Raw genomic sequence first — 24,022 nt, 5'->3', positions numbered from 1 at the left:
CTCTCCAGGTGATCCTTGAGATTAGCGGTTTACCGATTATATTGACCCATTATGACGACAAATTCAGCCTTGCAAAACCCCGCCCCCAAAAACCCCGCTTTTTCCGTCTCGGAAGATGCGGCCCGTCGCATCGGGGAAATCCTCGCGGAACAGAGCGCGCCCTCCGGCACCTCCTTGCGCGTCGCGGTGGATGCCGGGGGGTGTAACGGGTTTCAATATCGGTTCAAACTCGATGGCACACGCCATGAGGATGACGTTGTGATTGAGCAAGACGGCATTTCGGTCGTCGTCGATGAGACGAGTATGAGCCTTCTCGCCGGGGCACGGCTCGAATGGGTGGATAAATTGATGGGCGTGCATTTCGCGGTGAGCAATCCCAATGTGGCTTCCTCCTGTGGGTGCGGCTCCAGCTTCTCTCTCGATTAAGGGCCCTCATTGTCCGGGGAATGAACAAGAATAAAAGGGGCACAATTTGAAAATCACCAGCTGGAACGTTAATTCCGTGCGTCAGAGGGACACAGTCGTCATGGAATGGCTGGCGGCGCATCAACCGGACGCGCTTTGCCTGCAAGAGCTGAAATGTCAGGAAATGCAATTTCCTGACATATTGAGGGAAGTCGGCTATCACTGCACCCTCATGGGGCAGAAAGCCTATAATGGTGTCGCCATCCTGACGCGCCAGAAACCGGAGGCGATCTCAATGGGTCTCGACGGTTTTGATTATGAGGAAGCCCGCTATCTGGAAGTCGTCATCGGCGATATTTGCATCGGCAATCTCTATCTTCCGAATGGCAATTCCGGAGGTGCCGCCGGATTTCAGAAAAAATTGGACTTCTTCACGGCTCTGACGCGTCGCGCACATCAAAAACTTATTGCCGGGCAGGCATTCATTTTTCTCGGTGATTATAATATCTGCCCGACCGATTTTGATTTCGCCCCGGGCGCGCTGAACCCGAATGATGCCCTCATCCGACCGGAAAGCCGGGAGGCCTGGCGACGCCTCCTCCATCTTGGTTTAACAGACGCCCTGCGCGCCCTGCACCCGCATGACCCCTGCTACACTTACTGGGATTATCAGGCCGGTGCCCTGCCACGAAATCGCGGGTTGCGGATTGACCACGCCCTGCTCTCCCCTTTCATGGCGGACAGGCTTCAGGCGGCGACGGTCGATCGTGCCGAGCGCGAGAAAGACCATGCTTCCGATCACGCGCCGGTCACGTTCAGTTTCCTCCCGGCGCGTTGAACCGCGCTAACCACCCTCAGGAAACGATTTTGGGTTTTGGTGGCAGGGAGCCGGCAGGGATAATTCCTTGAGACGCTCAGGCGTGATCTGGGCAGGTGCCCCCATCATCAAATCCTCCCCCTGCTGATTAAGCGGAAAGAGGGTAACCTCACGGATATTCAGCTCATCCGCCAGCAGCATCACCATGCGATCCACACCGGGTGCTGAGCCGCCATGAGGCGGGGCGCCGAAGCGGAAGGCATTCAACATGCCGCCAAAATGCGCTTCCACGACCTTCTCATCATATCCTGCGATTTCGAAGGCGCGGATCATGACATCCGGCAGATGGTTACGAATCGCGCCGGAGGAGAGCTCAATTCCGTTACAGACGATGTCATATTGATAGGCTTTGATTTCCAGCGGGTCCTGCGTCTGTAACGCTTCCAGCCCCCCTTGCGGCATGGAAAAAGGATTATGCGAGAAGTCGATCCGCCCCGTTTCCGGGTCACGCTCGTACATCGGGAAATCAACGATCCAGTAGAAGCGGAAAGCGTTTTTCTCAATCAGATCAAGCTCTTCCGCAACACGCGTCCGAACGAGCCCCGCAAATTTCGTCACATCCTCACGCGGGCCAGCCGCGAAGAAGACAGCATCCCCCGCGGCCAGGCCACAGGCCTCACGGATGGCGGTGACGCGTTGCGCATCTAGATTTTTGGCGATAGGCCCTTTGCCACCATCTTCCTCAAAAATAATGTAACCCAGCCCACCAGCCCCGCTCTCACGCGCCCAATTATTGAGCTTATCAAAGAAGCCACGCGGCTTCGTCCCCGCGCCAGGGGCCGGGATGGCGCGCACAAGCCCATTTTTCGCGACGATCTGCGCAAAAAGCCCGAAAGAAGAGTCATCAAAAGCGCCCGTCACGTCATGAATGACGAGCGGATTACGCAGATCCGGCTTGTCGGAACCATATTGATCAAGTGCATCCTGATAAGTGATGCGGCGGAAGGGCGCCTGATCCACCGAGCGGCCCTTGCCGAATTCGGTAAAGACGCTGCCCAGCACATCTTCCATCACCGCAAAGACATCTTCCTGCGTTGCGAAAGCCATCTCAAAATCGAGTTGATAAAACTCACCCGGGCTACGATCCGCGCGGGAGGCCTCATCACGGAAGCAGGGCGCGATCTGGAAATAACGATCGAACCCGGCGATCATCGCCAATTGCTTGAATTGCTGAGGCGCTTGCGGCAGAGCATAGAATTTGCCCGGATGAAGCCGCGCCGGCACGAGGAAGTCACGCGCCCCTTCCGGCGAGGAAGCCGTCAGGATCGGCGTCTGCAACTCGATAAAATCATGTGCCTGCATACGTTGCCGTAAGCTTGCAATGATTTTGGCGCGCAGAATAATATTGCGATGCATCTGCTCACGCCGCAGATCAAGATAACGATGTTTCAGGCGCAGATCTTCCGGATAGGTTTCGCTGCCATTCACCTGGAAAGGCAGCACCGTCGCAGCTGACTGCACCACCAGATCCTGCGCGCGGATTTCAATATCACCGGTCGGGATGTTGGCGTTGCGCTGCCCCCCCTCACGCAGGACAACCTCACCCGTCACCGTCACGACGCTCTCCACACGGAGGCGCTCTGCAACGTCCAGCAAGGATGTTCCGGCGGGGATGACGATTTGCGTGACGCCGCGTTCATCCCGCAGATCGATAAAAAGCAGGCCACCGTGATCCCGCTTGCTATGCACCCAGCCTGAAAGCCGCACAGTCGTGCCCGCATCACTCGCACGGAGGGCGTTGCAATAATGGGATCGATAAAGATGCATGACGGCTTTCCTGTTCTAGCATACGCTGTCAACGCGCGCCCTCGGCATCGCTGAAGCCCCGAATCAGGTCATGAAAACCTTATGAGACGATGGCAGGGATAAGAGGACATCGTTTGACTGCGCAAAAAGCCGCCGAAGCCGGCTTATGTCAAGCTTCGTCAAAGCGGACGGCGATGCGCCCCATCTCTTTTGGATGTTTTGAGCCGATCACCCCGACCAGTTTTCCCTTTTTCTCAAACCGGGCGAGAAACTTGAAGTTATCGACGTCACCATCGATCTCGATATGGTCATATGCCTGACCCGGCCAGCCGACCCATTCCAGTTTCTGATCATATTGCTGTGTCCAGAAATAGGGCGTTGTCAATTCCTCGACAGGCAGGCCCAGCATGGCGCGGGCGGCAATTTACCCCTGGCTTTGCGCGGTGCGCCAATGCTCAATACGATAGCGTTTCTCGCCAAAGGGCACACTCGCAATATCCCCCGCGGCGAAAACATCATTTCCCAGCGACATATGGTGGTCCACATCCAGGCCACCATTACGGGCATTACGGGGAAGTCCGTCTATATAATGCAATTCAGACTCTGCCCCGGCTCCCACAAGCACAATGGAGGCCGTCAGGCGCGTTCCGTCATCCAACTCAACCCAGTCGACACGCCCTTTGCCCCTGATTTTCACGATATTACGTTTGGGGATAAAGGCCGTGCCGTAATCTTCATGCAGGCGGCGCAGGCTGGAGGCGATGTCCGGGCCGAATTGTTTCTCAAACGGAAATTCCGACCGGGAGACCGCCGTGACGCCAACACCCCTTTTTCGTAAGGCGGCGGCTTCCATACCGATAAAACCTGAACCGATAATGACGGCGGCCACTTTGTCCCCCAACTGCCCCGCTATGGCCAAAGCATCGGCAGCATTGCGCAAGGTATAGACACCCTCAATCCAATACCGGGAATATCAAGTTGCTTCGCCGCCGATCCGGTCGCGAGCAAAACATACTCCGCTGTGATCGCATCCCTTTTTTTCAACTGAACGGTGCGCGTCTCATATTCAAAACGCACGACTTGATCATGCACGAGGTCAACACGGTGCTCCGCGTACCAATTCTCCTCCCGCAAGGGGGGATTTCGATATCTTCCGGCGCGGCGGCGAGAGTGGATTTGCTGAGCGCGGTGCGATCATAAGGTTTGCGCGCCTCAGGGCTGATCATGGTAATGCGCCCTTCAAATCCGGATTCCCTCAAAGTCACGCAGGCAGCCAGAGCGGCGGCACCCGCACCGGCAATGGCGACATGCTCATGCTGCCGCATAGGCGTGGGTTGCGGCAGGGCTTTCGGCTTGACGGAAATATAGACATCACCGCCCCGCACCATCGCCTCATATCTCTCCAGCGGGTCCAAGGCCGGAGGGCAATCCTGCGACCATTTTCAGCCGAGAAAACAGCTTTATGCCAGGGGCAGACGAGCGCATGGGTGGAATTATGGAGGGAGCAGACAACCCCTTTCTCCATCGGCGCACCCTTATGCGGACATTTCCCGGCAAAAGCACGCACACCGTCTGAAATACGGAGCAGGATAAGCGGCGTGTCATCCAGTTTGACGGCCTTGGGGATGTTCTCCTCCAACGTGTCAAACGCGGCCACTTTAACCCAGCTTTTCCTGACTTCACTCATAAGAGCGCCTTTCTATCGGAAACTCCGAGGAAGAGAGAGAACGCAAGTCCCGCAAAAGGGCTGAGCAAGTCATAACGAAACATGGCCCGCCAGGTGGGGCGGAACCTCAGATGGCGTAGAGATGAACAAGACCGGGCGTATTGAAAATGCATATCGGAACGGTACCGGACACATTGAAATGGTCGCCGCGATCCAGGCGCGCCCGGGGGCGCATCCGAAACCCGCTTCAATCAGCCGATTATGTCAGAACGAATCGTCAAACCCGCCACCATCATCGCCACCCCAGCCCGCGTCATCGCCGCCCCAACTCGGGTTATTATCGCCATGGCCCCATTGATCCATGTCATAATCATTTCCGGCATCAATCCCGGACCCGGCGAAGGGATCCTGCCCCATCTCACCGAAATTACCGGTTGCCGCCCCGCCAGCAAGGCCACCCGCAGTGGGGTCAACGCCGAAATGGTGGCTTGAAAAGAGGCTGGACAAGGCGTTTGCCGCCAACATGCCGCCTGCAACGCCCGTCGCCGTCGTTAAGGCCGAGCCAAGAAACCCGGTCCCGCGCGCCGGAAACATACCGGTATTATAACCTGGCGGATAACCGCCCTGCGGCCCGAAACCAGGGTTTGGCGCGGGCTGCTGCGGAAAAGGGCCAGGCGCGCCATGCGGCGCACCCCAGCCGGGAGGTGGCGGCGACGCATTTTGCTGCGCGCGGTTACCGCCGAACAAATTATTGAAAAACCCGCTTGACGCGCCACGCTGGGCCTGTTGCTGCGCCTGCTGCAACTGAAACTGCAATTGGCGAATGCGATTATACGCCTCAGCCAGAGCCGCCTCCTGAACCACCGCCATTTGCGTCACGCGGTAAGCGGCCTCTGGATGTTTTGAGAAATTTTCCTTGATCCACTGATCCGCTTCCGGGTCGATGGGGGCAAGGGCCGTGCCTGGCTGGGCATTATTTTGCTCACCACCGACACGCGCGACAAATTGCGCAATAAGGTCACGTTCCTGCTGGTTCATGGGGGCGCTCTCCGCGTCAAAACTTGATCATTTGAATGTGGGAGCAATTTCTCATTCTGGCAAGTATCATGCGATGATGTGTTTTCTTCTCCGCCCTGAGGCGTTAAGAGGGGGGCTTTATTTGACTTCGGAGCTGTCGAGCGTGACGTTTCAGCCATCGGACCGGCGGAAGCCCCTCTCCTTTCAGAATATGATTTTGCGCCTGCACACCTTCTGGTCAGAGCAGGGCTGCGCCATATTGCAACCGTATGATACAGAACTCGGCGCGGGCACGCTCTCCCCGCATACAACGTTGCGCGCCCTCGGGCCGCGCCCCTGGAAAGCCGCCTACGTCCAGCCCTGCCGCCGCCCCTCTGACGGGCGTTACGGGGGAAATCCGAACCGCCTTCAACATTATTACCAATATCAGGTGCTTCTCAAACTCACGCCTGAAAATAGTCAGGACCTTCTGCTTGCTTCCTACCAGGCCATCGGCATTGACCCACATCTTCATGATATACGCTTCGTGGAGGATGATTGGGAAAATCCAACGATCGGCGCTTGGGGACTGGGATGGGAAGTCTGGTGCGATGGGATGGAGGTGACGCAGTTCACTTATTTCCAGCAGGTGGGCGGCATCGCGACGGAGCTCCCTTCAACCGAACTGACGTACGGGCTGGAACGCCTCGCCATGTATGTGCAGGGCGTGGAGAATGTCTATGACCTCGCTTATAATGACGCGGGTTTGACGTACGGCGATATTTTCCGCCGGGCGGAGCAGGATTATTCGAAGTTCAATTTTGAATGCGCCAATACAGAAATGCTCTTTCAACACTTCATTGATGCGGAGCGAGAAGCGACGTGCCTGGCGACAGATGGGCTGGCGCAACCGGCTTATGATTACTGCCTGAAAGCGAGTCACATTTTTAACCTGCTTGACGCGCGCGGCGTGATCTCGGTTTCTGAACGTGCCTCTTATATCGGAAGGGTGCGCACGCTCGCGAAGGCGAGTTGTGAAGCCTGGCTCGCGGGTGAGAAAGAGGTGCATCATGGCTGAGTTTCTTCTCGCGCTGGAAAGTGAGGAAATCCCCGCCGCCATGCAGCAGCCCGCCGCGGAAGCGCTCGCGCAAGTCTTGAAGCAGCGACTGTTGGCTTTGAAGCCCTGCGATTTGAAGCCGTTCTGGGGTCCGCGGCGCATCGGGCTGGCTGTCACAATCGACGCCACCGTCCCCGCTGCAACACAGTCGGAACGTGGGCCCCGTGTCACCGCGCCGGAACAGGCCTTGCTGGGCTTCCTCCGTAAGCATGGCGCAAAAAAATCCGATCTGCAGGAGGAAAAAGGCTTCTGGGTGCTGAACCGCGAAATCGCGGAACGCAGCGCGGCCTCTTTCCTGCAGGACATCGTGCCGGAAATGCTTTGGAATTTCACCTGGCCAAAATCCATGCGCTGGGGAAATGGCAGCGCCTTCACATGGGTTCGCCCACTGCGCCGGATTATCGCGGTTCTGGATAGCGACATCGTGCTCTTCACGCTGGCGCGCGGGGAAGATGATGGCCACGGGCTAACATCCGGCAATTTATCGCAGGGACATCGGTTCCTCGCGCCGGAATTGTTCGCGGTGTCCTCGTTTGAGGGTTACCGGGAGGGGCTGCGGGAGAGGAAGGTTATTCTCGAAGCGAATGCGCGACGGGATGTTATCTGGACGGGCCTGAAGAAAGCTGCCACGTCGCAAGGTTTACGGATCGTTGAAGATGAAGGTCTACTTGATGAGGTAGCGGGCCTTACAGAATGGCCCGTAGCGATGTTGGGCAAGATCGACGCCCGGTTCATGGAGCTGCCTGAAGAGGTGTTGCAAGTGTCGATGCGCACGCATCTGCGCTATTTTGCAACGCGTTGTGACAGTGGAAGCATTGCGCCTTATTTCTTGTTCCTCGCCAATCAGGAATTTCACGATGGCGGGGCCGCGACGATTGCCGGAAATGAACGAGTCTTGCGCGCACGTTTCGCCGATGCGTGGCATTTCTGGGAACTTGACCGCAAGGTGACATTGGAGTCCCACGTTGGTGCGCTGGATCACGTCACGTTTCACAGAAAACTTGGGTCGCTTGGCGACCGCGTCAAGCGTTTGGTTGAGCTTTCGGGTTTTATTGTCGAACATATTCTGCATGGATGGCCGGGAGTTGTAGACCCTGAAAAAATCGAAGAAGAAAAAGCGCAGGCGCGCCGCGCCGCGTTGCTCGCCAAGGCGGATTTGACAACCGGCATGGTGGGAGAATTCCCGGAATTGCAAGGGATCATGGGTCGGTACTATGCCGAACATGACGGGGAAGCCCCTGAAGTGGCGGCGGCGATCCGGTCCCATTATCTCTCTTGCAATGATGGGGAAGAGGAAATGCCATCCGACGCCGCCATCGCCGTCGCTCTCGCGGATCGGTTCGATATCCTGGCCGGTTTTTTCGCGATTGGCGAGATGCCGACAGGATCTGGCGATCCCTACGCTTTGCGGCGTGCCGCGCTCGGCATTATACGCATCATCGATAAAAGAGGACTGACGTTGGATCTCGAACGCGTATTTACTCTAGCGCTTGAGATGCAACTGGTCATTTCTGACCACTCGGCAGTCTTCAAGAAGTTCGACAAGTTCATGGCTGAACGTGTTCGTGTACAATTGAGGAATAACGGTGTCGCTCAGGATATCATTTCAGCGGTCATGCTGAGAGCGGAAGACAATGACATACGAGACCTGAAAAAACGCGCGGAAGCGCTTCGTTTCAGATTTTCAAAAAGTGACGGCCCACATCTTGTTACGGCAAGTAAGCGCGCGGCGAACATCCTGCACATCGAAAATCGAAAAGATGGCCCGCACACGGGTGAGCTGGATGAGGGACTTTTCGTTGATCCTTCTGAACAAGCGCTCTTCGAGGCTTTAGAGGCAGCGGCTCCTGAAATTACTAAGTTCATGGAGTGGAAACACTACGGAAAGGCTATGGAAGAGGCCACGACCCTTCGCGCGCCTCTCGACCAATTTTTCGAAGCCGTGAAAGTCAACGACCCCGATCCTGCCCGCCGTATCAACCGCCTGCGCCTTCTCAATCGGGTCAATGAAGTGTTAGGCCAGATCGCGGACTTCTCGCAAATTCAAGGATAGACAACCCTGAAGGGGCGGCGCTAAAACCACAACCTACTCGTAAACCGCCCCCTAATCCATCTTCTCGCGCTCATCGCGGTGCACCCAACTGGACAGAAGCAGCCCGAACCCGAACATCATCGTCAGCATCGCCGACCCACCATAGGAGATGAGCGGCAAAGGCACCCCGCCCACCGGGATGACGCCCATCACCATGGAGAGATTGACCGCGCAATACATGAAGAAATCGATTGCGATCCCGAGGGCGAGCAACCGGCTGAACTGATTGCGGCAGCGCATCGACATCAGCACACCACCGATACTGAGGCACGCCAGCAGCGCCATCACAGCGATGGCGCCGACATAGCCCCATTCCTCCCCGATCATCGTGAAGATAAAATCCGTCTGTTTCTCCGGCAGGAAATTAAGCTGCCCCTGCGACCCGCGTAAATAACCCTCACCCCACATCCCGCCAGAGCCGAGGGCGATTTTGGACTGGATGATGTTATATCCCGCGCCGAGCGGATCATTTTCCGGGTGGATAAACGTGTCGATCCGCGCCTTCTGGTAATCATGCAGGTGATTGTAAACAAAGTCGCCCAGAAACGGTAAAGGCATAGCCAGAATAATGATCTGCCACAGGCGCATCCCCGCCACAAAAAACATTGTCGCCGCGATCAGCGCGGTGATCACGGCTGTGCCGAGATTAGGCTCCTTCAGGATCAAAGCGACCGGCAGAAGCGTCATGACCGCAGGGGGGATGAGGTATAGCGGGTTCCCCATCTTCTCATGGCTCACGCGATGGAACCAGCTTGCAAGCATGAGGACGAGGGCGACTTTTGCGAATTCCGAGGGCTGAAACTGGATGCCCGCAATCATAATCCATCGTTCAGCCCCTTTGCCGACATGTCCCATATGAAGGACAAGCACCAGCAGCGCGATGGATAACAGGTAAATCGGAATCGCCAGGCGACGCAGAAAGCGCGGACTGACGAAGGCGACGAACACCATCATGACCAGCCCGAAGGCGAAACGGACAATTTGCGGGTGCGCGAAGGATTTTGCACTCCCTCCCCCGGCTGAAAACAGAGCCATATAGCCGACACCGGCCAATCCGCAGATCAGGACGACGTAAAACCAGTTGATCTGGAAAAACTTTGTAAGAAGCTGAAAACCTGGCTGTGCGCGCCAAAGCCGTTTTTGCTGATCCACTAATCCGCCTCCGCGACTGTCACGCCAGGAGCGTGTTCCCGGCCGGAGGGATCGCGTTGAAGCACATCCGTCATAATCAACCTTGCTAGCGGTACCGCCGTTGCAGCGCCACCATTGCCATGCTCGACAACGACGGCGACCGCGTAACGCGGCTTGTCAAAAGGGGCGTAACAAATAAAGAGCGCATGAGGGCGCTGCTCCCAAGGGAGCTTCATGGAATTGAAATGCCCACTCTCACGCTGTGCGCGTGAGACGCGCCTCACCTGAGCGGAGCCTGTTTTGCCCGCCATCTGGATGCCCGGCAAGTCCAGTCGTGCCCGCGTTGCCGTACCGTCCGGCGCGTTGATCACATCGAACATACCGCCGCGCACAACATCCAGCCATTCAGGTTGGAGTTCCATCCCGGGGGCTGTCGGCAGGTTGATTTTGACACCCTCGCGCGTCACTGTGCGTCGGATCAAATGGGGCGACACTTCACGACCTGACGCGATGCGCGCGGCGTAGGTCGCCAATTCCAAGGGCGTCGTCTGCACGAAACCCTGTCCGATCCCCGCCACAAACGTATCCCCACGGTTCCAGTGATGGCCCTTTTTACGCCGCCAGGCCGGTGTTGGCACATTACCGGCGCGCACGTGGGGCAGTTCCACAGGCAGCGTAACGCCGAGCCCCAGCGGCGACGCCATGTCTTTAATCTGGTCCATCCCGATTTTCTGCGCGACTTTGTAAAAATAAACGTCGCAGGAATATTTGAGCGCCTGTCGCATATTGACGCTGCCATGGCCATGTTTGCGCCAGCAATGAAAGCGCGTGCCGCCGAGGTCGTAATAGCCAGGGCAATTAAAGCGATCATCTTCCGTCACCAGCCCCGATTTCAGGGCGGCCAAAGCAACGGCGGGCTTGAAGGTTGAGCCCGGCGGATAAACACCGGCAACGGCCTTGTTTGTCAATGGCGCATTCGGGTCGCTCATCCAGGCTTTCCACTGCGCGTGACTGACGCCGGAGTCAAAAAGAGCCGGATCGAAGGAAGGCGTGCTCGTCATCGCCAGGATGGCGCCATCACGGCAATCCATCACGACGGCGCTCGCATATTCATCAGCGATGCGCCCCAGCACCATTTGCTGCAAACCAGCATCAATCGTGAGCTCAACGCGATCACCCTGCGCGCCCTCCACACGCTCAAGCTCTCCCAAGACGCGGCCATAGGCGTTGACTTCCATCTCAACCATGCCGGGCGCACCGCGCAGCAAGTCGTCCTGTGTCTGCTCAATGCCTTCACGCCCGGCGCGCATCCCGGGGAGAGCCAATAAGGGTGCTTTGGCGACGTCTTTTTCCGTCGGCGGCGCCACGTAACCCACGATATGTGCAAGTTGCGGCCCGAAAGGATAGGTGCGTGTGGAACCGACATCCACAAGCACACCGGGTAATGAGAAGGCCTGCGCCTCAATCCGCGCCATATCATCCCAGGAGAGGAACTCCTTCAACAATATCGGCACGTAACGCCTCAAATTTTTGATATCCCGTGAAATCCGGGTGCGTTCAAAATCTTCCAAAGGAATGATCTGGGCGAAATGGTCAACAGTTGCATGGATGTCCGTTGTTTCTTCCGGCATCAGCAGCGCGCGCCAGTTCTGGCTGTTTCCAGCCAATGGGACGCCGAAACGGTCAGTAATCGCGCCGCGTGCAGGGGCCAGCAGGCGTTTGCTTGTACGGTTTCGCGCGGCCAGCGCGCTCATATGCGCGCCTTCCACGAGTTGCAGATCATAAAGCCGATGACCGAGAAGGCCGAAAATGCCCAGTTGCCCGCCTACAAGGAGCATGGCCCGTCGGGTGAAAACGCCACGCGAAGGACGCACCGTCTCCATCGCGCGCAAGGCGGAGCGGCGTGTCTTCAAGCGCTTCCAATTCAATCCGACCAAACCAAACGCCTCCGGACGCCACTCAGTCCCGTTTGTTACGGGATTTTGTTCCCTTGACCCCTATAATGCAAACAATAGGCGGATGAATGAGATATTATTTCAAATATCTTCTGCATCTGCCCCTATTCGTCGCAACCAGCCGAATAACGTCGCCAATATAGGATAGATGCCAGAAGTCAACGTGGCCTGGAAAATAGCGGGTGTAATCGGCAATCCGCGGGCCATGCTGATGCAGGAGACGAGCCACTCAACACCACCCATGGCAAGGGCCAGCAAGGCCAGGAGGAGCCACGCCAGAATAAAATTAATGTGGCTCAACCCATAGCGCCACATTTGCGCGACTCCATGCACGACGAGGAGAGAGAAGAGCAGCGTTCCCGGGGGTGAGAAATTGATGGTTTCAAGCACGAGTCCGATGAGGAACACCGCGGTCGCATCCATTGAGGCCGGGCGGAAGATCGTCCAGTAAAAGACAGTATCCACCGCCACGGCGAAGACAAAACCCTCCTTACCTACCGGACTGATGACACCGGTAAGTAAGAACGTCACGACAATAATGAAGAGTGAGGGTAGAACCGCGCGCATGACACTGTCCAGACGTCTCTGATAGATTGTCGTCGTCGGCGCTGAAGAGCGTCTTTCCCTCACGCAGATGACCTCTTCATCCCTGCCCCTTCCAGACATTGGGGAAAATACTTTCAGGGAGGCCAAAACGATCTCTGGCCTTATTGATTTTTCTGACACGCCCCGGTGCCACGGGGCCATGCGCGTCAATCTCCTTGAAATCAAGCACGCGGAGAACATCCGGATGGTTGAGATGACCCCCCGGAATAACGACCGGCGTGTGAGACGCATTATAATGCACGGTGCCAATAAAAACGCCATTTGGCACGCCGGAAGCGGTGACGGCGTTTTCCTGCCCGGCCTGATCACCGGTCACGACGCGCTCGCCTTCAACCGGGTGGTCATCATGCGCGAAATACATCAGGCGCGGCGTGGCAGATCCATCACCCGTCATGATCGCACTCCCCTCGGAAGAAGACAGAAAGACGGGAATGCGGCTGACCGGGTCATTGATCAGCAGCACACGTGCCGTTGACGGCCCGATTTCAGAAATACGACCGATAACGCCGGTGCCGCCCAGGACAAGGTCGCCAATATGCACCTCATGGGCTTCGGGCAGGGCAATGAGGACGGAGCGGTTATAAAGGCCGGATGCATCACGGATCGCTCGCCCCGTGACGAAACTGATCGTGCGCTCCGGCAGCCATTTCAGATTGGCCTTGAGACGTCGGTTTTCATCCTCAAGCGCAACAGCGACATCATGCCATTGCCGCAACCGCGCATTTTCCGTGCGGAGTTCCGCATTTTCAGCGAGGAGGTGCATGACATCACTGGCATAACTCCTGAACCGCCCGACCCAGCGTCCCGGCTGTGCGGCGAGGCTGTAAGCAGGCGTCAGAAAGTCAAAGATACGCACGCGCAGGCCCTCAACTGATGATGGGGCGGAAATGCCGATAATCATCAAGGTCATCGCGAAAAACAGGTAAACAGGCAGGAGAAGCTTCTGTAACGATTGACGCAGCGTGATGGAAAACATGATCGGGAAGCTTCTCCCTCGGGTCAGTACATCGAGACGAGCACGCTTCTCAAACGACGAATTTCTTCAAGTGCCCGCCCTGTACCTATCGCAACACAGGTCAAAGGGTTTTCCGCGACACTGACAGGAAGGCCCGTTGCACTGCGTAAAACATCATCCAGACGGTTCAGCATCGCCCCGCCACCCGTTAGCATAATGCCTTTATCAACAATATCGGCCGCCAGTTCCGGTGGGGTATTTTCAAGTGCGGTGGCGACAGCGTCGATGATCTGCATCACCGGCTCAGCGAGGCTTTCCGCGATCTGGGCCTGTGACACCACGATTTCCCGCGGGACACCATCGATGAGGTCCCGCCCCTTCACGGCCCGCACCGGCCCGCCATCCGTCGCATTCTCGGGCATACTGGCGGAACCGAGATCGATCTTGAGACGTTCGGCCGAGCTTTCCCCGATCAGCAGGTTAAAGGATTTGCGGATATAGGAGATGATGGCATCGTCCATCTTATCGCCACCCACGCGGACGGAACGCGCATAAACGATTCCCCCTAGTGAGATAACAGCGACTTCCGTCGTGCCACCACCAATATCGACGACCATACTGCCCGAGGGTTCGGTTATCGGCAGTCCGGCCCCGATGGCCGCTGCCATCGGCTCCTCAATCAGTAAAACGCGGCGTGCACCGGCGCTTTCCGCGCTTTCCTGAATGGCGCGGCGCTCAACGGCTGTTGAACCTGAAGGGACACAGACGACGATCTGCGGGCTGGCAAAAGCGCGTCGATTATGCACTTTGCGGATGAAATGTTTGATCATCTCTTCCGCAACGTCGAAATCCGCGATCACGCCATCCCGTAACGGGCGGATCGCCGTGATATTGCCGGGCGTGCGGCCCAGCATATGCTTTGCCTCCTCACCGACAGCGAGAACCTGCTTTTTGCCACGCACCTCCGTGATGGCAACGACGGAGGGCTCGTCAAGGACGATGCCCCTTCCCTTGACATAAACGAGAGTATTGGCGGTGCCGAGGTCAATAGCCATGTCTGCCGACATGAGACCCAGCAGACGTGAAAACATTCAAGCCTCCTGGCCAGGAAAGGGGATGCACAAATGCCCCACGTTGAATACGTGAAGCGGCTCATCGCGACTCAGATTTACAGCGAGGCAATTGTCACGTCTTCCCGCTTAGCGAGCGACCATACCATGAGCAAGAGCAGAAAATAAAAAAAGTCGGTTTGAAGGCCGAAATTTAGCAGCTTGCACAGCGCAGAGCCGCATTACGACACCTTGACAGCGGTCGCAACGCGGTTTTAACCAAATCACAGTGACTTCCTTTACGCGGAAAGCTCCGTCGGCGCGCGGCGCGACGCCTTCGTCATCGGCTTGTTCAGCGCGTGCACATAAGCCTTCACGGCGGCGACAATCGTATCAACATCCGCCCCCTGTCCATCGACCGTTCTGCCATTCTTCTCCAGCCGCACCGTCGTTTTAGCCTGAGCGTCCGTTTCACCCGTGACGGCAGCGACGCTGAAAAGGGCAAGTCGCGTGTCATTTTCACAAATCATCGCAATCGCCTTGAAGGCCGCGTCAACAGGTCCATTACCCGTGACGGAGACTTTTTAGGCGCGCCCGACACGATCAATGTCAGCTCAACCCAGGCATCACGTTCAGAGCCGGATTGCACTTTGATGGCGTCGAACTGAATGGCCGCATCAAGGTGATTCTCCTCATCAATTAAAGCGATGATGTCATCATCAAATACGGATTTTTTCTGGTCCGCCAGCGTCTTGAACCGTACAAAAGCATGTTCGATTTCCGCATCCGACAATGTGTAACCGAGCGACGCGACTTTATCCCGGAAAGCCGCACGGCCGGAATGTTTCCCCAGAACAAGAATGGATTTCGTCCAGCTCGCACTTTCCGGCGTCATGATCTCGTAAGTCGCGGCATTTTTGAGGATGCCATCCTGGTGGATGCCACTCTCATGCGCAAAGGCGTTGCGCCCGACAATGGCTTTGTTCGACTGAACATCGAAACCGGTAATGCCGGTGAGCAATCGCGACACGCTGAGCAATGAGGGCGTGTGAACCTTGTGGGTGAAGGGCAATTTGTCATGACGCGTTCGAATCGCCATGACCAGTTCCTCCAATGCCGCATTGCCGGCGCGCTCACCAATCCCGTTTATAGTGCATTCAATCTGCCGGGCCCCTGACATGAGTGCGGCGAGGGAATTCGCGACCCCGAGCCCGAGATCATTATGATTATGAGTCGAGAAAATAACTTTTTCCGCATCTGGCACGCGTTGTCGCAACGTCTCGAATATCGGGGCGATTTCCTCACGCGTTGAGAATCCGACCGTATCCGGAATATTGATCGTTGTTGCGCCGTTCCTGATTGCGACCTCAACGCAGCGACAGAGGAAATCAATTTCCGTCCGCGCGCCATCCTCCGCTGACCATTGCACGTCATCCGTCAATTGCCTTGACGCGCGATTGCCCGAAACGATCAGCTCCAGCACTGTCTCGGGCGTCATGCGCAATTTATATTTCATATGAAGCGGCGAGGTGGAGATAAAATTATGGATGCGTTTACGCCGCGCGGGGGCGATCGCCTCACCCGCCGCCGCGATATCGCGTAGGCCACCACTGCGTGCAAGGGCGCATACAACAACATCCTCCGTCGCTTTGGCGATGGCGTTGACCGCCTCAAAATCACCCGGTGACGCGACGGGGAAACCGGCCTCAATCACATCGACGCCCAGATTTTCCAGAGCCCGCGCCATGCGCAGCTTTTTATCGAGGTTCATGGAAAAACCGGGCGATTGCTCACCATCGCGGAGGGTCGTGTCAAAAATGATGACACGATTTTCAGGAATATTGCTAAAGGAAGGGTGCTGGATGGTCATAAATTTCCCTCGCTTGAATTCGGGCTGAAAACGACAAAAACCCCCTGAGCATCAAGGCCGTGAGACGGCCATCATACTCAGAGGCAGTAAGTCGTAGCGAGAGAAGCGCGCAGGCATACGGCACCGATGGCAAGGTCGACACAGATGATAAGCCGAAAATTTTCCCTGAAAGCACCATGCGGGGGACGTTAGACGATCTTTCGCTTCTGCACCGGCGTGATTATGGTCTGACAAAAAGAATTTAAGGACCGCAAATATCGTAGGTGGCGGTTTTTCGCCATTTCGGCCCCGAATGCGCAGGATATCGGAACCGAAAAAATCACGTAAATAACTTTCCAAAAAAGTCGTAAATGAGGCAGGATCAGCAATAATATGACTCGGAAGCGAGAGCTTGCTTGCGAAAGGCAGCGTTTTAAGTCATTGTGGGGAAGGAAGGGTTTCAGAACGGCGTTTGAACCTCGCGGTCGAATCAACCGATCCCCCGGGTTTCCTGCCATCTGACTTCCGTTGGCCGATCTGATCGGTTGCGTCTCCGACCCCCGCATTTCCCGCGGTTTTCAATGGGTTGTGACGCCCAGCCTGATCGGCAAAAGGTTATAACTTTTGGAGCTGGCAAATTTTGGCTCGTCTCGCGCTCTGTGCCTCACCCGATGGACTGGATCACCGGATGCAGCCGCACGCGTGCGTCACGATGCTGGACATGTCGCGACGCCCCGTCACGGTCAAGGCGCACGTCCTTGCTCGTATGGCTCCAGAGAGGTTTTTATCACCCATCGCCTGCGCCCCGTCTGTGTTGACCAGGCCTGCCGTAATATCAGCTTCGGCTGATCGGAGTTTATACATTAATGCAAAAACGTATGCTGATCGACACGACCCACGCGGAAGAGACGCGGGTCGTCGTCATGGACGGCGATCGCCTTGAGGATTACGACGTCGAGACGTCGACGCGGAAGCAGATAAAAGGCAATATCTATCTTGCCAAGGTCATTCGGATTGAGCCGAGCCTTCAGGCTGCCTTTGTCGATTATGGCGGCAATCGCCATGGGTTCCTCGCTTTCAGCGAAATTCATCCGGATTATTTTCAGATCCCGGTAGCGGACCGTGAAGAGCTTCTGGCGCTTCAGAATGCGGACATTGAGGATCAGCCGGAAATCACCGAAACGCCGGTTGAGGAAAGCCTGTCAGATGGCGCGGAAACCGATGAAGCGGAAGATGACGGTGAGGACCAACCCCCGCCGGAAGTTGTCGGCGGCGAAAATGACACGGGTGATGAAAGCAATTCCGCCCGGCGTATGGCGCGATTCCTGCGGAATTACCGCATTCAGGAGGTTATTCGTCGACGGCAGATCATCCTCGTCCAAGTGGTTAAGGAAGAGCGAGGCAATAAGGGTGCAGCCCTCACAACCTATGTCTCACTGCCGGGCCGCTATTGCGTTCTGATGCCGAACGCACTGCGTGGCGGTGGCGTCTCACGGAAAATCACTTCCGAGAATGACCGGCGCCGCCTGCGCGACATCATCGCGGAGCTGGATCTGCCCCGCAGCATGGCCATGATCGTCCGCACAGCCGGGGCGCAGCGCCCGGAGGCGGAAATTACCCGCGATTGCGAATATCTCCTGCAATTATGGGATCATATCCGGGATCGCACGCTTTCCTCCATCGCGCCTTCCCTGGTTTATGAGGAAGCCAATCTGATCAAGCGCGCCATTCGCGACCTTTTCAGCAAGGACATCACGGAAATTCTGGTTGATGGAGAACCGGGCTGGAAAAGCGCACGGGACTTTATGCGCAATCTCATGCCGCATAATGCGCAGTTGGTGAAGTTATGGCGCAATAACGGCCAGAGCCTTTTTGCCCGTAACCGCGTTGAGGGGCATCTGGATGCAATTTTCTCCCCGACTGCGACGCTGAAATCCGGCGGCTACATCGTCATCAACCAGACGGAAGCTCTCGTCTCCATCGACGTGAATTCGGGGTGTTCCACCGGGCAACGCAATATTGAGGATACGGCCCTCCACACCAATCTTGAGGCGGCGGAAGAAGTGGCGCGTCAATTGCGCCTGCGTGACCTTGCCGGACTTGTCGTGATCGACTTCATTGACATGGAAAGTCGGCGCCATAATGCCATGGTCGAGAAAAGGCTGAAGGAAGCGCTTAAGTCAGATCGCGCGCGCATCCAGATCGGTCAGATCTCCCATTTCGGCCTGCTTGAGATGTCGCGCCAGCGTCTGCGTGCCTCCATCGCGGAAGCCGTCCTCACCCCATGCTCCCATTGTAAAGGCACGGGTTATATACGTGGGACAGAAAGCGCGGCCCTGCAGGTGCTCCGCACGATTGATGAGGAAGGGCTCCGCCAGCGTGCTTCCGAAATCTCAGTCCATGTTTCCTCGGATGTCGCGCTTTATATCCTCAATCAGAAGCGTCAATGGCTGGGGGAGATTGAACAGCGTCACGCCATGAGCGTCAAATTCGTCGCCGATGATACATTATTCGCGGCAGATATGCGGATTGAGCGCATGCGCACGCAGGAGGCCCCGACACAGCATCGCGAAGCGGCCCCGGCGCCGCGTGGGCCGGTGAAACGGGAAGATGACCTGCATGAGGACGTCGCCTCGCACCAGGATGATGCAAATTCTGCGTCGGAAGCCTCATCAGGTGCCGGTGACGGAGAAAATGTGGAGACAGGTCGTCGACGCCGCCGCGGTGGACGCCGGAATGAGGAATTTTCCGACGCTTCACCGGCTTCAGATGTCGGGGCGGAGGACCATGCGGAACGACATGAGGTAGAAGAGTCCGCGCCCCATCGCGGCCCGCGCGTCGTGCGTCAGATCGAGATCACGGAACCTCAGGAAGTCGCTGCGCGCCAGAAGCAGCAGGTGGCGTCACATGCGCGCCGCGGCGATGATCACGGTGATCACTGGCGCAGCCGCCCGACACCGGCTGATCCCTTTGCAGGAGCTTCCTTCGATATTTTCGACATGATTGAAGAGTCACCCGTCATCATGGATGTGTCGTCAGCGGTGCAGGAAGCGGAGATAACGCCGCCGCCCGCCCCCGTCAGTTCGGAGAAACCGGAGGGACGACGTAACCCGCGACGCGGGTTACGTCGTGGGCGCGGTCGCCGGAGCGACACCCCTTCACCTGTGACTGAGGTCATCGACGCCACATCGCCCGCGATCACCGCGCCACAGGATGCGCCGTCGAACCATGTTGCGATATCGGACCACGCAGCCGAGCCGGATGCCCCCTCAGAAGCAACGCCGCGCCCGGCGCCGCGCCGCCGCATGACGCGACGCGTAAAAAACGCGGAGGCTGAGCCGGATGTCGCCGTGCAGGGTGACGAAGCCCCCGCCAAACCACGCCCACGCCGCCGCGCATCGACCCGAAAAGCGGACGCGGCGCCGACCGGCCAAAAGAAAGAACAGGCTGTGGCGGAAGCACCGGCAGCAAATGATAGCGACGCAAAACCAGCGCCACGCCGTAAAGGCTGGTGGAGCCGATAATCAGGAAGGGACCGCGTGCCCCTTCCCCTTCGGCGAGTCTGGTCCTGCTTTTTCAAAACCGGTTGCTGAAAAGGACATCTGATCAGGCACGTCTGAGCGGCCGCTAGAATGTTAGACCGACATGAGGACACTGCCCTTCATCGCCGGAAGCAGGGAGATTCAGGGGGCGGCTCGAGTCCGTTTCAGCCGATGCAACGCTTGCCACAGGCTCGAAAAGCGATAAGGCGCATGCCTCATCCGAGCCCAACCCCGCACCGCGCCATCAGCGGCAGACACTCCGATAGCCGGATGCGGCAATAAACGACCCCGTTAAAGGGGAGAAGCAGGCATTCTGCACGCAGCGATTGCCGGTTCGGAATGGCGTCGGGTAGCTCGCAATTTCCATCGCATTGGCCTCCTGCGCGGCAATGCCACAAAGCGGCGTGTCGAAGGAGGCCGAGACGTCATTGGTGAAAAACGGCTTTGATGTCTGCGTCCGGGGCGACGATTGTTGCGGCGCCCCGCCACAGGCGGCCAAAGCCGGAAAAAGTGAGAGAGCGAGAAGTGCACGGCGCAACATTAAGGGGCATGTCATAATCCGAGATCTCCTTGCGGAATTGCGCGACCTGCATCGGCCTGGATGTGGCCCTTTCGCTCCCCATCCGCGAAAGTCAGGGTGACGGCACCCCCTTGCGGATGATCATGGGCGGAACTTACGGGCCGACCTGCGCCATCCTGCACCAATACGTAACCGCGCGCCAGCACAGCATGGGGAGACATCGCTTCGAGCTGGCGTGACACCCCATCAAAGACGGAACGTTTCAAGACGAGTGTCGCCTGGATGATGCGTGTCTGGTCAGGGAGGGAGACAAAGCCGCGCCGCGCTTTGAAAACCGACAGATTGAGGCAGTCCCGCAAGCGCCCCTGCGCCTCATAGACGGTTTGACGCCGTGCCGCGATCGACGTCTGAGGCGACGTCAGAAGCGACTGAACCCTGTCATGTCGTGCCCGCAATTTCTGCACGAAGGAGGGTAAAGCGAAACTGAGGCGTTGCGTCCGATCATCCAGCCTTAAGCGGGAGGTTTCAAGTAAGGCCGGGAGGTCCGGCATGAAGCTTACCGCGCGGTCACGTCGTGCCGCCGCACGTTGCAGCACGAGGTTTCCGGCGCTGAGCAGGCGCGCAGCGCGATGGGCCAGGTCCGCCAGCATCTCGCTGCGCTGCGGCACCGCCATTTCGGCGGCGGCCGTCGGTGTCGGGGCTCGGCGGTCGGCAGCATAATCCACCAACGTGGTATCCGTTTCATGCCCGATGGCAGAAATGAGAGGCAGCGGAAAAGCGGCGACGGCCCGCACCACGCGCTCGTCATTAAACGCCATGAGATCCTCCAGCGAGCCACCGCCCCGCGCGAGGATCACAATATCCGGTTCCGCCGCCACAATCCCCGCGAGCGCGGCGAGGATCTGCTCCACCGCGCCCTGCCCCTGCACCGCAACCGGCCAGATCAACACATCACGCGGAAAGCGGCGTTCAATCGTGGTGCAGATATCATGCAGCACAGCGCCCTGAGATGAGGTGATCACCCCGATGCGCGCCGGAAAATAAGGCAGTGGCTTTTTGCGGTCAGGGTCAAACAACCCCTCCTGCAATAATTTCACGCGGATCTGCTCAATCCGCGCCAGAAGCGCGCCCTCCCCGGCGAAACTCAATTGATCGATCATCAATTGATAGCTGGAGCGCTCTCCATAGGCGGAGACGCGGCCGGTCGCGACGACGTCCATCCCGTTCTCAGGCGTCAAACCCAGCCGCCCGGCCACGCCGCGCCAGATGACGGCCGCGATCTTGCCGCCTTCATCCTTGAGGGACAGGTAGATATGCCCGGACGGGTAACGTTTGAGTTCCGTCACCTCACCATGCACCTTGACACGCCCGAAACGGGATTCCAGCGCCTGTTTGATCGCACCCGAGAGTTCGGAGACCGAATATTGCGGCACGTTGTCGGAAATTTGCGCTTCGCTCTCACTCATAAGCTGCATTCTATGCTAGGAGGGCTTTAAAACAAACCTCGTTTCGCAAGGATTTTTATGAGGGTTCTCCTCGTTGGCGCCGGTGGTCGGGAACATGCTCTGACCTGGTGTCTGCGCAAATCTCCCCTACTCTCAGCACTTTTCATGGCGCCGGGCAATCCCGGCATGGCTGAACTCGGAACCTGCATCAATATTGACGTGACCGATATTGCAGCACTGGTGGATTTTGCGAAGGCGGAGAAAATTGACCTCGTCGTGCCAGGGCCGGAAGCGCCGCTTGTGGCCGGGCTTACCGATGCGTGTGACGCCGCTGACATTGCCTGCGCTGGGCCAACCCAGGCCGCCGCAGCTTTGGAGGGCAGCAAAGCCTTTACAAAGGAGATCGCCGACGCCGCTGGCATCCCGACAGCGCGGTGGGAGCGATTTGATACGGCTGAGGCGGCGCACGCCTTTATCCAGCGGCGCGGTGCGCCGATCGTCGTCAAAGCGGACGGTCTCGCCGCCGGGAAAGGCGTGATCGTCGCCCAAACGGTGGAGGAAGCACAGAAAGCCGTCGACACGATGCTGACCCATGGCGGTTTCGGGTCCGCCGGAAGCAGCATTGTTGTGGAGGAATGCCTGTTCGGTGCGGAAGTCTCGCTTTTCGCTTTCTGTGACGGAACGGAGGCTGTCCTAATCGGCGCGGCGAGGGACCATAAGCGCGTGGGTGAAAATGATACCGGTCCCAATACAGGGGGGATGGGCGCTGTCTCCCCCCCGCCGGATTTTGACGTCGCCGCGCAGGAAGCCGCACTTGATCTCACGGTGCGTCCGATGCTGGCTGAGATGCAACGTCGCGGCACGCCTTTTAAAGGCGTGATTTTTGCGGGGCTGATGCTGACAGATGCCGGACCCAAACTGATCGAATATAATGTGCGCTTTGGTGACCCGGAGGCCGAGGCCCTTCTCCTCCGTCTCGAAAGCGATTTATTGCCGATCCTGTCCGGGCTGGCCAAAGGCGCGATCGGGGACTTACCCATTCGCTTCAGCGATAAAATCGCCATATCCATCGTGATCGCCGCGCAGGGCTACCCCGCCACGCCGAAAAAAGGCGGTGCGATTAAGGGAATAGAGGCGGCGAATGCTCTGGAAGGCGTCAAAGTCTTCCATGCAGGCACATCAATGAAGGATGGCCACCTCGTCGCAGATGGTGGGCGCGTCCTCGCTGTCGCCGCACTTGGGGATAACATCAATGCCGCTTTGACCCGTGGCTATGAAGCTGTCAGCGCAATCAAATGGGATGACGGATTTTACCGGCGCGATATCGGTCGTTAGCGCGTCCCGGGTTGGAAAGCCCGCTTCGGCACCACGACCAACCCAACCCGCGTCAGCTTGAGTAAAACTCCGTCATTTCAATGACGTCATTGAAGTCGCTCGGCTCATATTGCTGATCGGGCGGTGTGCCGATCGTGACTTCCTGCTGAATGATGCGGACATCGAAAGGATGATGCGCCGCAAGGATTTTCCGGGCTGTATCGGGTACGATATGTGTCAGGTCAATCGTGATCAACGCGCCGCGTGTGACAGTGCGGCGACGTTGCGTTCGGGAAAGGTCACTCCGGCGTGCCGTGCATCGTAAGACAGGATTACGTCGCAAATGGTGGATGGAATGAGCGGGGATGTCGGCTTCAACCAGTTGCGGCATGGCCGCACGTGCATGGCAGGCTGTATCGAAAACGGCAACCATCATTTGATGCGGCATGGCACGTATCTCTCATAATGTAACATTTTAACAGATATCTTCCGGCGGTTTGTAACATGTCTTTAACGCCGTGAAGATAAATTTTTGCATTTAAAGAGTGCACTTTAGCGTGATCGTCGGGTTATCGCCGTCGCCCCACCCTTTTCAGTCGCAGCATTGCCTGAATTACTTCACCCAAACTTCCGACAGGATGAGATGGTTCAGCAATGAGTAACGATAATGGCCAAGTCGCGCGGATACGAAATCAATGTAGCGTGGCTGGATAAGCGGGATGAGCGGCGCCGCACCTATCGCCATCGCGTTCGCTTC

The 24,022-nt window shown here is 57.4% G+C and carries 20 protein-coding genes and 1 pseudogene; 6 read left to right on the top strand and 15 right to left on the bottom strand.

From position 1 onward, the window contains the following. Window positions 1-51: 51 nt before the first annotated feature. Window positions 52-426 (top strand): iron-sulfur cluster assembly accessory protein, encoded by a 375-nt coding sequence (locus AAYR33_01475; GenBank protein XAO71664.1) that lies wholly within the window; start codon window positions 52-54, stop codon window positions 424-426. Window positions 427-472: 46 nt separating this feature from the next. Beyond that, on the top strand, window positions 473-1,243 hold the full coding sequence (locus tag AAYR33_01470) for an exodeoxyribonuclease III (protein XAO71663.1): 771 nt from the start codon (window positions 473-475) through the stop codon (window positions 1,241-1,243). A gap of 6 nt (window positions 1,244-1,249) precedes the next feature. On the opposite strand, the gene aspS is transcribed toward AAYR33_01470, so the two are convergent. The 5 genes from aspS to AAYR33_01445 all read right to left on the bottom strand — a co-directional run bounded on the left by aspS (window position 1,250) and on the right by AAYR33_01445 (window position 5,732). Continuing rightward, window positions 1,250-3,049, bottom strand: coding sequence for an aspartate--tRNA ligase (gene aspS / locus AAYR33_01465; GenBank protein XAO71662.1), 1,800 nt, complete (start codon window positions 3,047-3,049; stop codon window positions 1,250-1,252). Window positions 3,050-3,197: 148 nt separating this feature from the next. Next, window positions 3,198-3,437 carry an oxidoreductase C-terminal domain-containing protein gene (locus tag AAYR33_01460; GenBank protein XAO71661.1) on the bottom strand — a complete coding sequence of 80 codons (240 nt, stop codon included), beginning with the start codon at window positions 3,435-3,437 and terminating at the stop codon, window positions 3,198-3,200. 15 nt (window positions 3,438-3,452) lie between these two features. Continuing rightward, window positions 3,453-3,968, bottom strand: coding sequence for an FAD-dependent oxidoreductase (locus tag AAYR33_01455; protein ID XAO71660.1), 516 nt, complete (start codon window positions 3,966-3,968; stop codon window positions 3,453-3,455). A 100-nt stretch (window positions 3,969-4,068) separates the two neighbouring features. After that, window positions 4,069-4,443 (bottom strand): FAD-dependent oxidoreductase, encoded by a 375-nt coding sequence (locus tag AAYR33_01450; protein XAO71659.1) that lies wholly within the window; start codon window positions 4,441-4,443, stop codon window positions 4,069-4,071. A gap of 515 nt (window positions 4,444-4,958) precedes the next feature. Beyond that, window positions 4,959-5,732, bottom strand: coding sequence for a DUF2076 domain-containing protein (locus tag AAYR33_01445; GenBank protein XAO71658.1), 774 nt, complete (start codon window positions 5,730-5,732; stop codon window positions 4,959-4,961). Window positions 5,733-5,922: 190 nt separating this feature from the next. On the opposite strand from AAYR33_01445, the gene AAYR33_01440 reads away from it, so the two are divergent. Both AAYR33_01440 and glyS read left to right on the top strand, forming a co-directional pair. Beyond that, window positions 5,923-6,768, top strand: coding sequence for a glycine--tRNA ligase subunit alpha (locus tag AAYR33_01440; GenBank protein ID XAO72332.1), 846 nt, complete (start codon window positions 5,923-5,925; stop codon window positions 6,766-6,768). Next, on the top strand, window positions 6,761-8,860 hold the full coding sequence (gene glyS / locus AAYR33_01435) for a glycine--tRNA ligase subunit beta (GenBank protein ID XAO71657.1): 2,100 nt from the start codon (window positions 6,761-6,763) through the stop codon (window positions 8,858-8,860). The genes AAYR33_01440 and glyS overlap by 8 nt, the downstream gene beginning before the upstream one ends. 51 nt (window positions 8,861-8,911) lie before the next feature. Here the strand turns inward: glyS and rodA are convergent, their stop codons facing one another. The 6 genes and pseudogenes from rodA to AAYR33_01405 all read right to left on the bottom strand — a co-directional run bounded on the left by rodA (window position 8,912) and on the right by AAYR33_01405 (window position 16,465). Continuing rightward, window positions 8,912-10,051, bottom strand: a complete 1,140-nt coding sequence (rodA, locus tag AAYR33_01430; GenBank protein XAO71656.1) for a rod shape-determining protein RodA — start codon at window positions 10,049-10,051, stop codon at window positions 8,912-8,914. Next, window positions 10,051-11,913: a penicillin-binding protein 2 gene (gene mrdA / locus AAYR33_01425; GenBank protein ID XAO72331.1), complete on the bottom strand. Its 1,863-nt coding sequence runs from the start codon at window positions 11,911-11,913 to the stop codon at window positions 10,051-10,053. Before mrdA ends, rodA begins: the two co-directional genes overlap by 1 nt. A 153-nt stretch (window positions 11,914-12,066) precedes the next feature. Beyond that, window positions 12,067-12,615 carry a hypothetical protein gene (locus AAYR33_01420; GenBank protein ID XAO71655.1) on the bottom strand — a complete coding sequence of 183 codons (549 nt, stop codon included), beginning with the start codon at window positions 12,613-12,615 and terminating at the stop codon, window positions 12,067-12,069. Window positions 12,616-12,628: 13 nt separating this feature from the next. Next, on the bottom strand, window positions 12,629-13,567 hold the full coding sequence (gene mreC, locus AAYR33_01415; protein ID XAO71654.1) for a rod shape-determining protein MreC: 939 nt from the start codon (window positions 13,565-13,567) through the stop codon (window positions 12,629-12,631). Window positions 13,568-13,590: 23 nt separating this feature from the next. Beyond that, window positions 13,591-14,637, bottom strand: coding sequence for a rod shape-determining protein (locus tag AAYR33_01410; GenBank protein ID XAO71653.1), 1,047 nt, complete (start codon window positions 14,635-14,637; stop codon window positions 13,591-13,593). A 257-nt stretch (window positions 14,638-14,894) separates the two neighbouring features. After that, window positions 14,895-16,465, bottom strand: a pseudogene (locus tag AAYR33_01405) (2-isopropylmalate synthase). 845 nt (window positions 16,466-17,310) lie between these two features. Here AAYR33_01405 and AAYR33_01400 point away from each other — a divergent pair. Beyond that, a complete protein-coding gene (locus tag AAYR33_01400) occupies window positions 17,311-19,968 on the top strand; it encodes an Rne/Rng family ribonuclease (protein XAO71652.1) in 2,658 nt (885 codons plus the stop codon). A gap of 262 nt (window positions 19,969-20,230) precedes the next feature. Here AAYR33_01400 and AAYR33_01395 read toward each other — a convergent pair whose 3' ends face one another. Together AAYR33_01395 and xseA are read right to left on the bottom strand one after the other, a co-directional pair. Next, window positions 20,231-20,542, bottom strand: a complete 312-nt coding sequence (locus tag AAYR33_01395; protein XAO71651.1) for a hypothetical protein — start codon at window positions 20,540-20,542, stop codon at window positions 20,231-20,233. Next, a complete protein-coding gene (xseA, locus tag AAYR33_01390) occupies window positions 20,539-21,972 on the bottom strand; it encodes an exodeoxyribonuclease VII large subunit (protein XAO71650.1) in 1,434 nt (477 codons plus the stop codon). Before xseA ends, AAYR33_01395 begins: the two co-directional genes overlap by 4 nt. Window positions 21,973-22,029: 57 nt before the next feature. Here xseA and purD point away from each other — a divergent pair, with 57 nt between their 5' ends. Further along, on the top strand, window positions 22,030-23,286 hold the full coding sequence (purD, locus tag AAYR33_01385; GenBank protein XAO71649.1) for a phosphoribosylamine--glycine ligase: 1,257 nt from the start codon (window positions 22,030-22,032) through the stop codon (window positions 23,284-23,286). A 52-nt stretch (window positions 23,287-23,338) separates the two neighbouring features. Here purD and AAYR33_01380 read toward each other — a convergent pair whose 3' ends face one another. After that, on the bottom strand, window positions 23,339-23,713 hold the full coding sequence (locus AAYR33_01380; GenBank protein XAO71648.1) for a hypothetical protein: 375 nt from the start codon (window positions 23,711-23,713) through the stop codon (window positions 23,339-23,341). 165 nt (window positions 23,714-23,878) lie between these two features. Further along, window positions 23,879-24,010: a hypothetical protein gene (locus tag AAYR33_01375; GenBank protein ID XAO71647.1), complete on the bottom strand. Its 132-nt coding sequence runs from the start codon at window positions 24,008-24,010 to the stop codon at window positions 23,879-23,881. Window positions 24,011-24,022 lie beyond the last annotated feature (12 nt).

The organism is Acetobacteraceae bacterium, from assembly GCA_039613835.1.
GTDB lineage: Bacteria > Pseudomonadota > Alphaproteobacteria > Acetobacterales > Acetobacteraceae > Sorlinia.
This window is presented reverse-complemented; position numbering and strand designations above follow the sequence as displayed.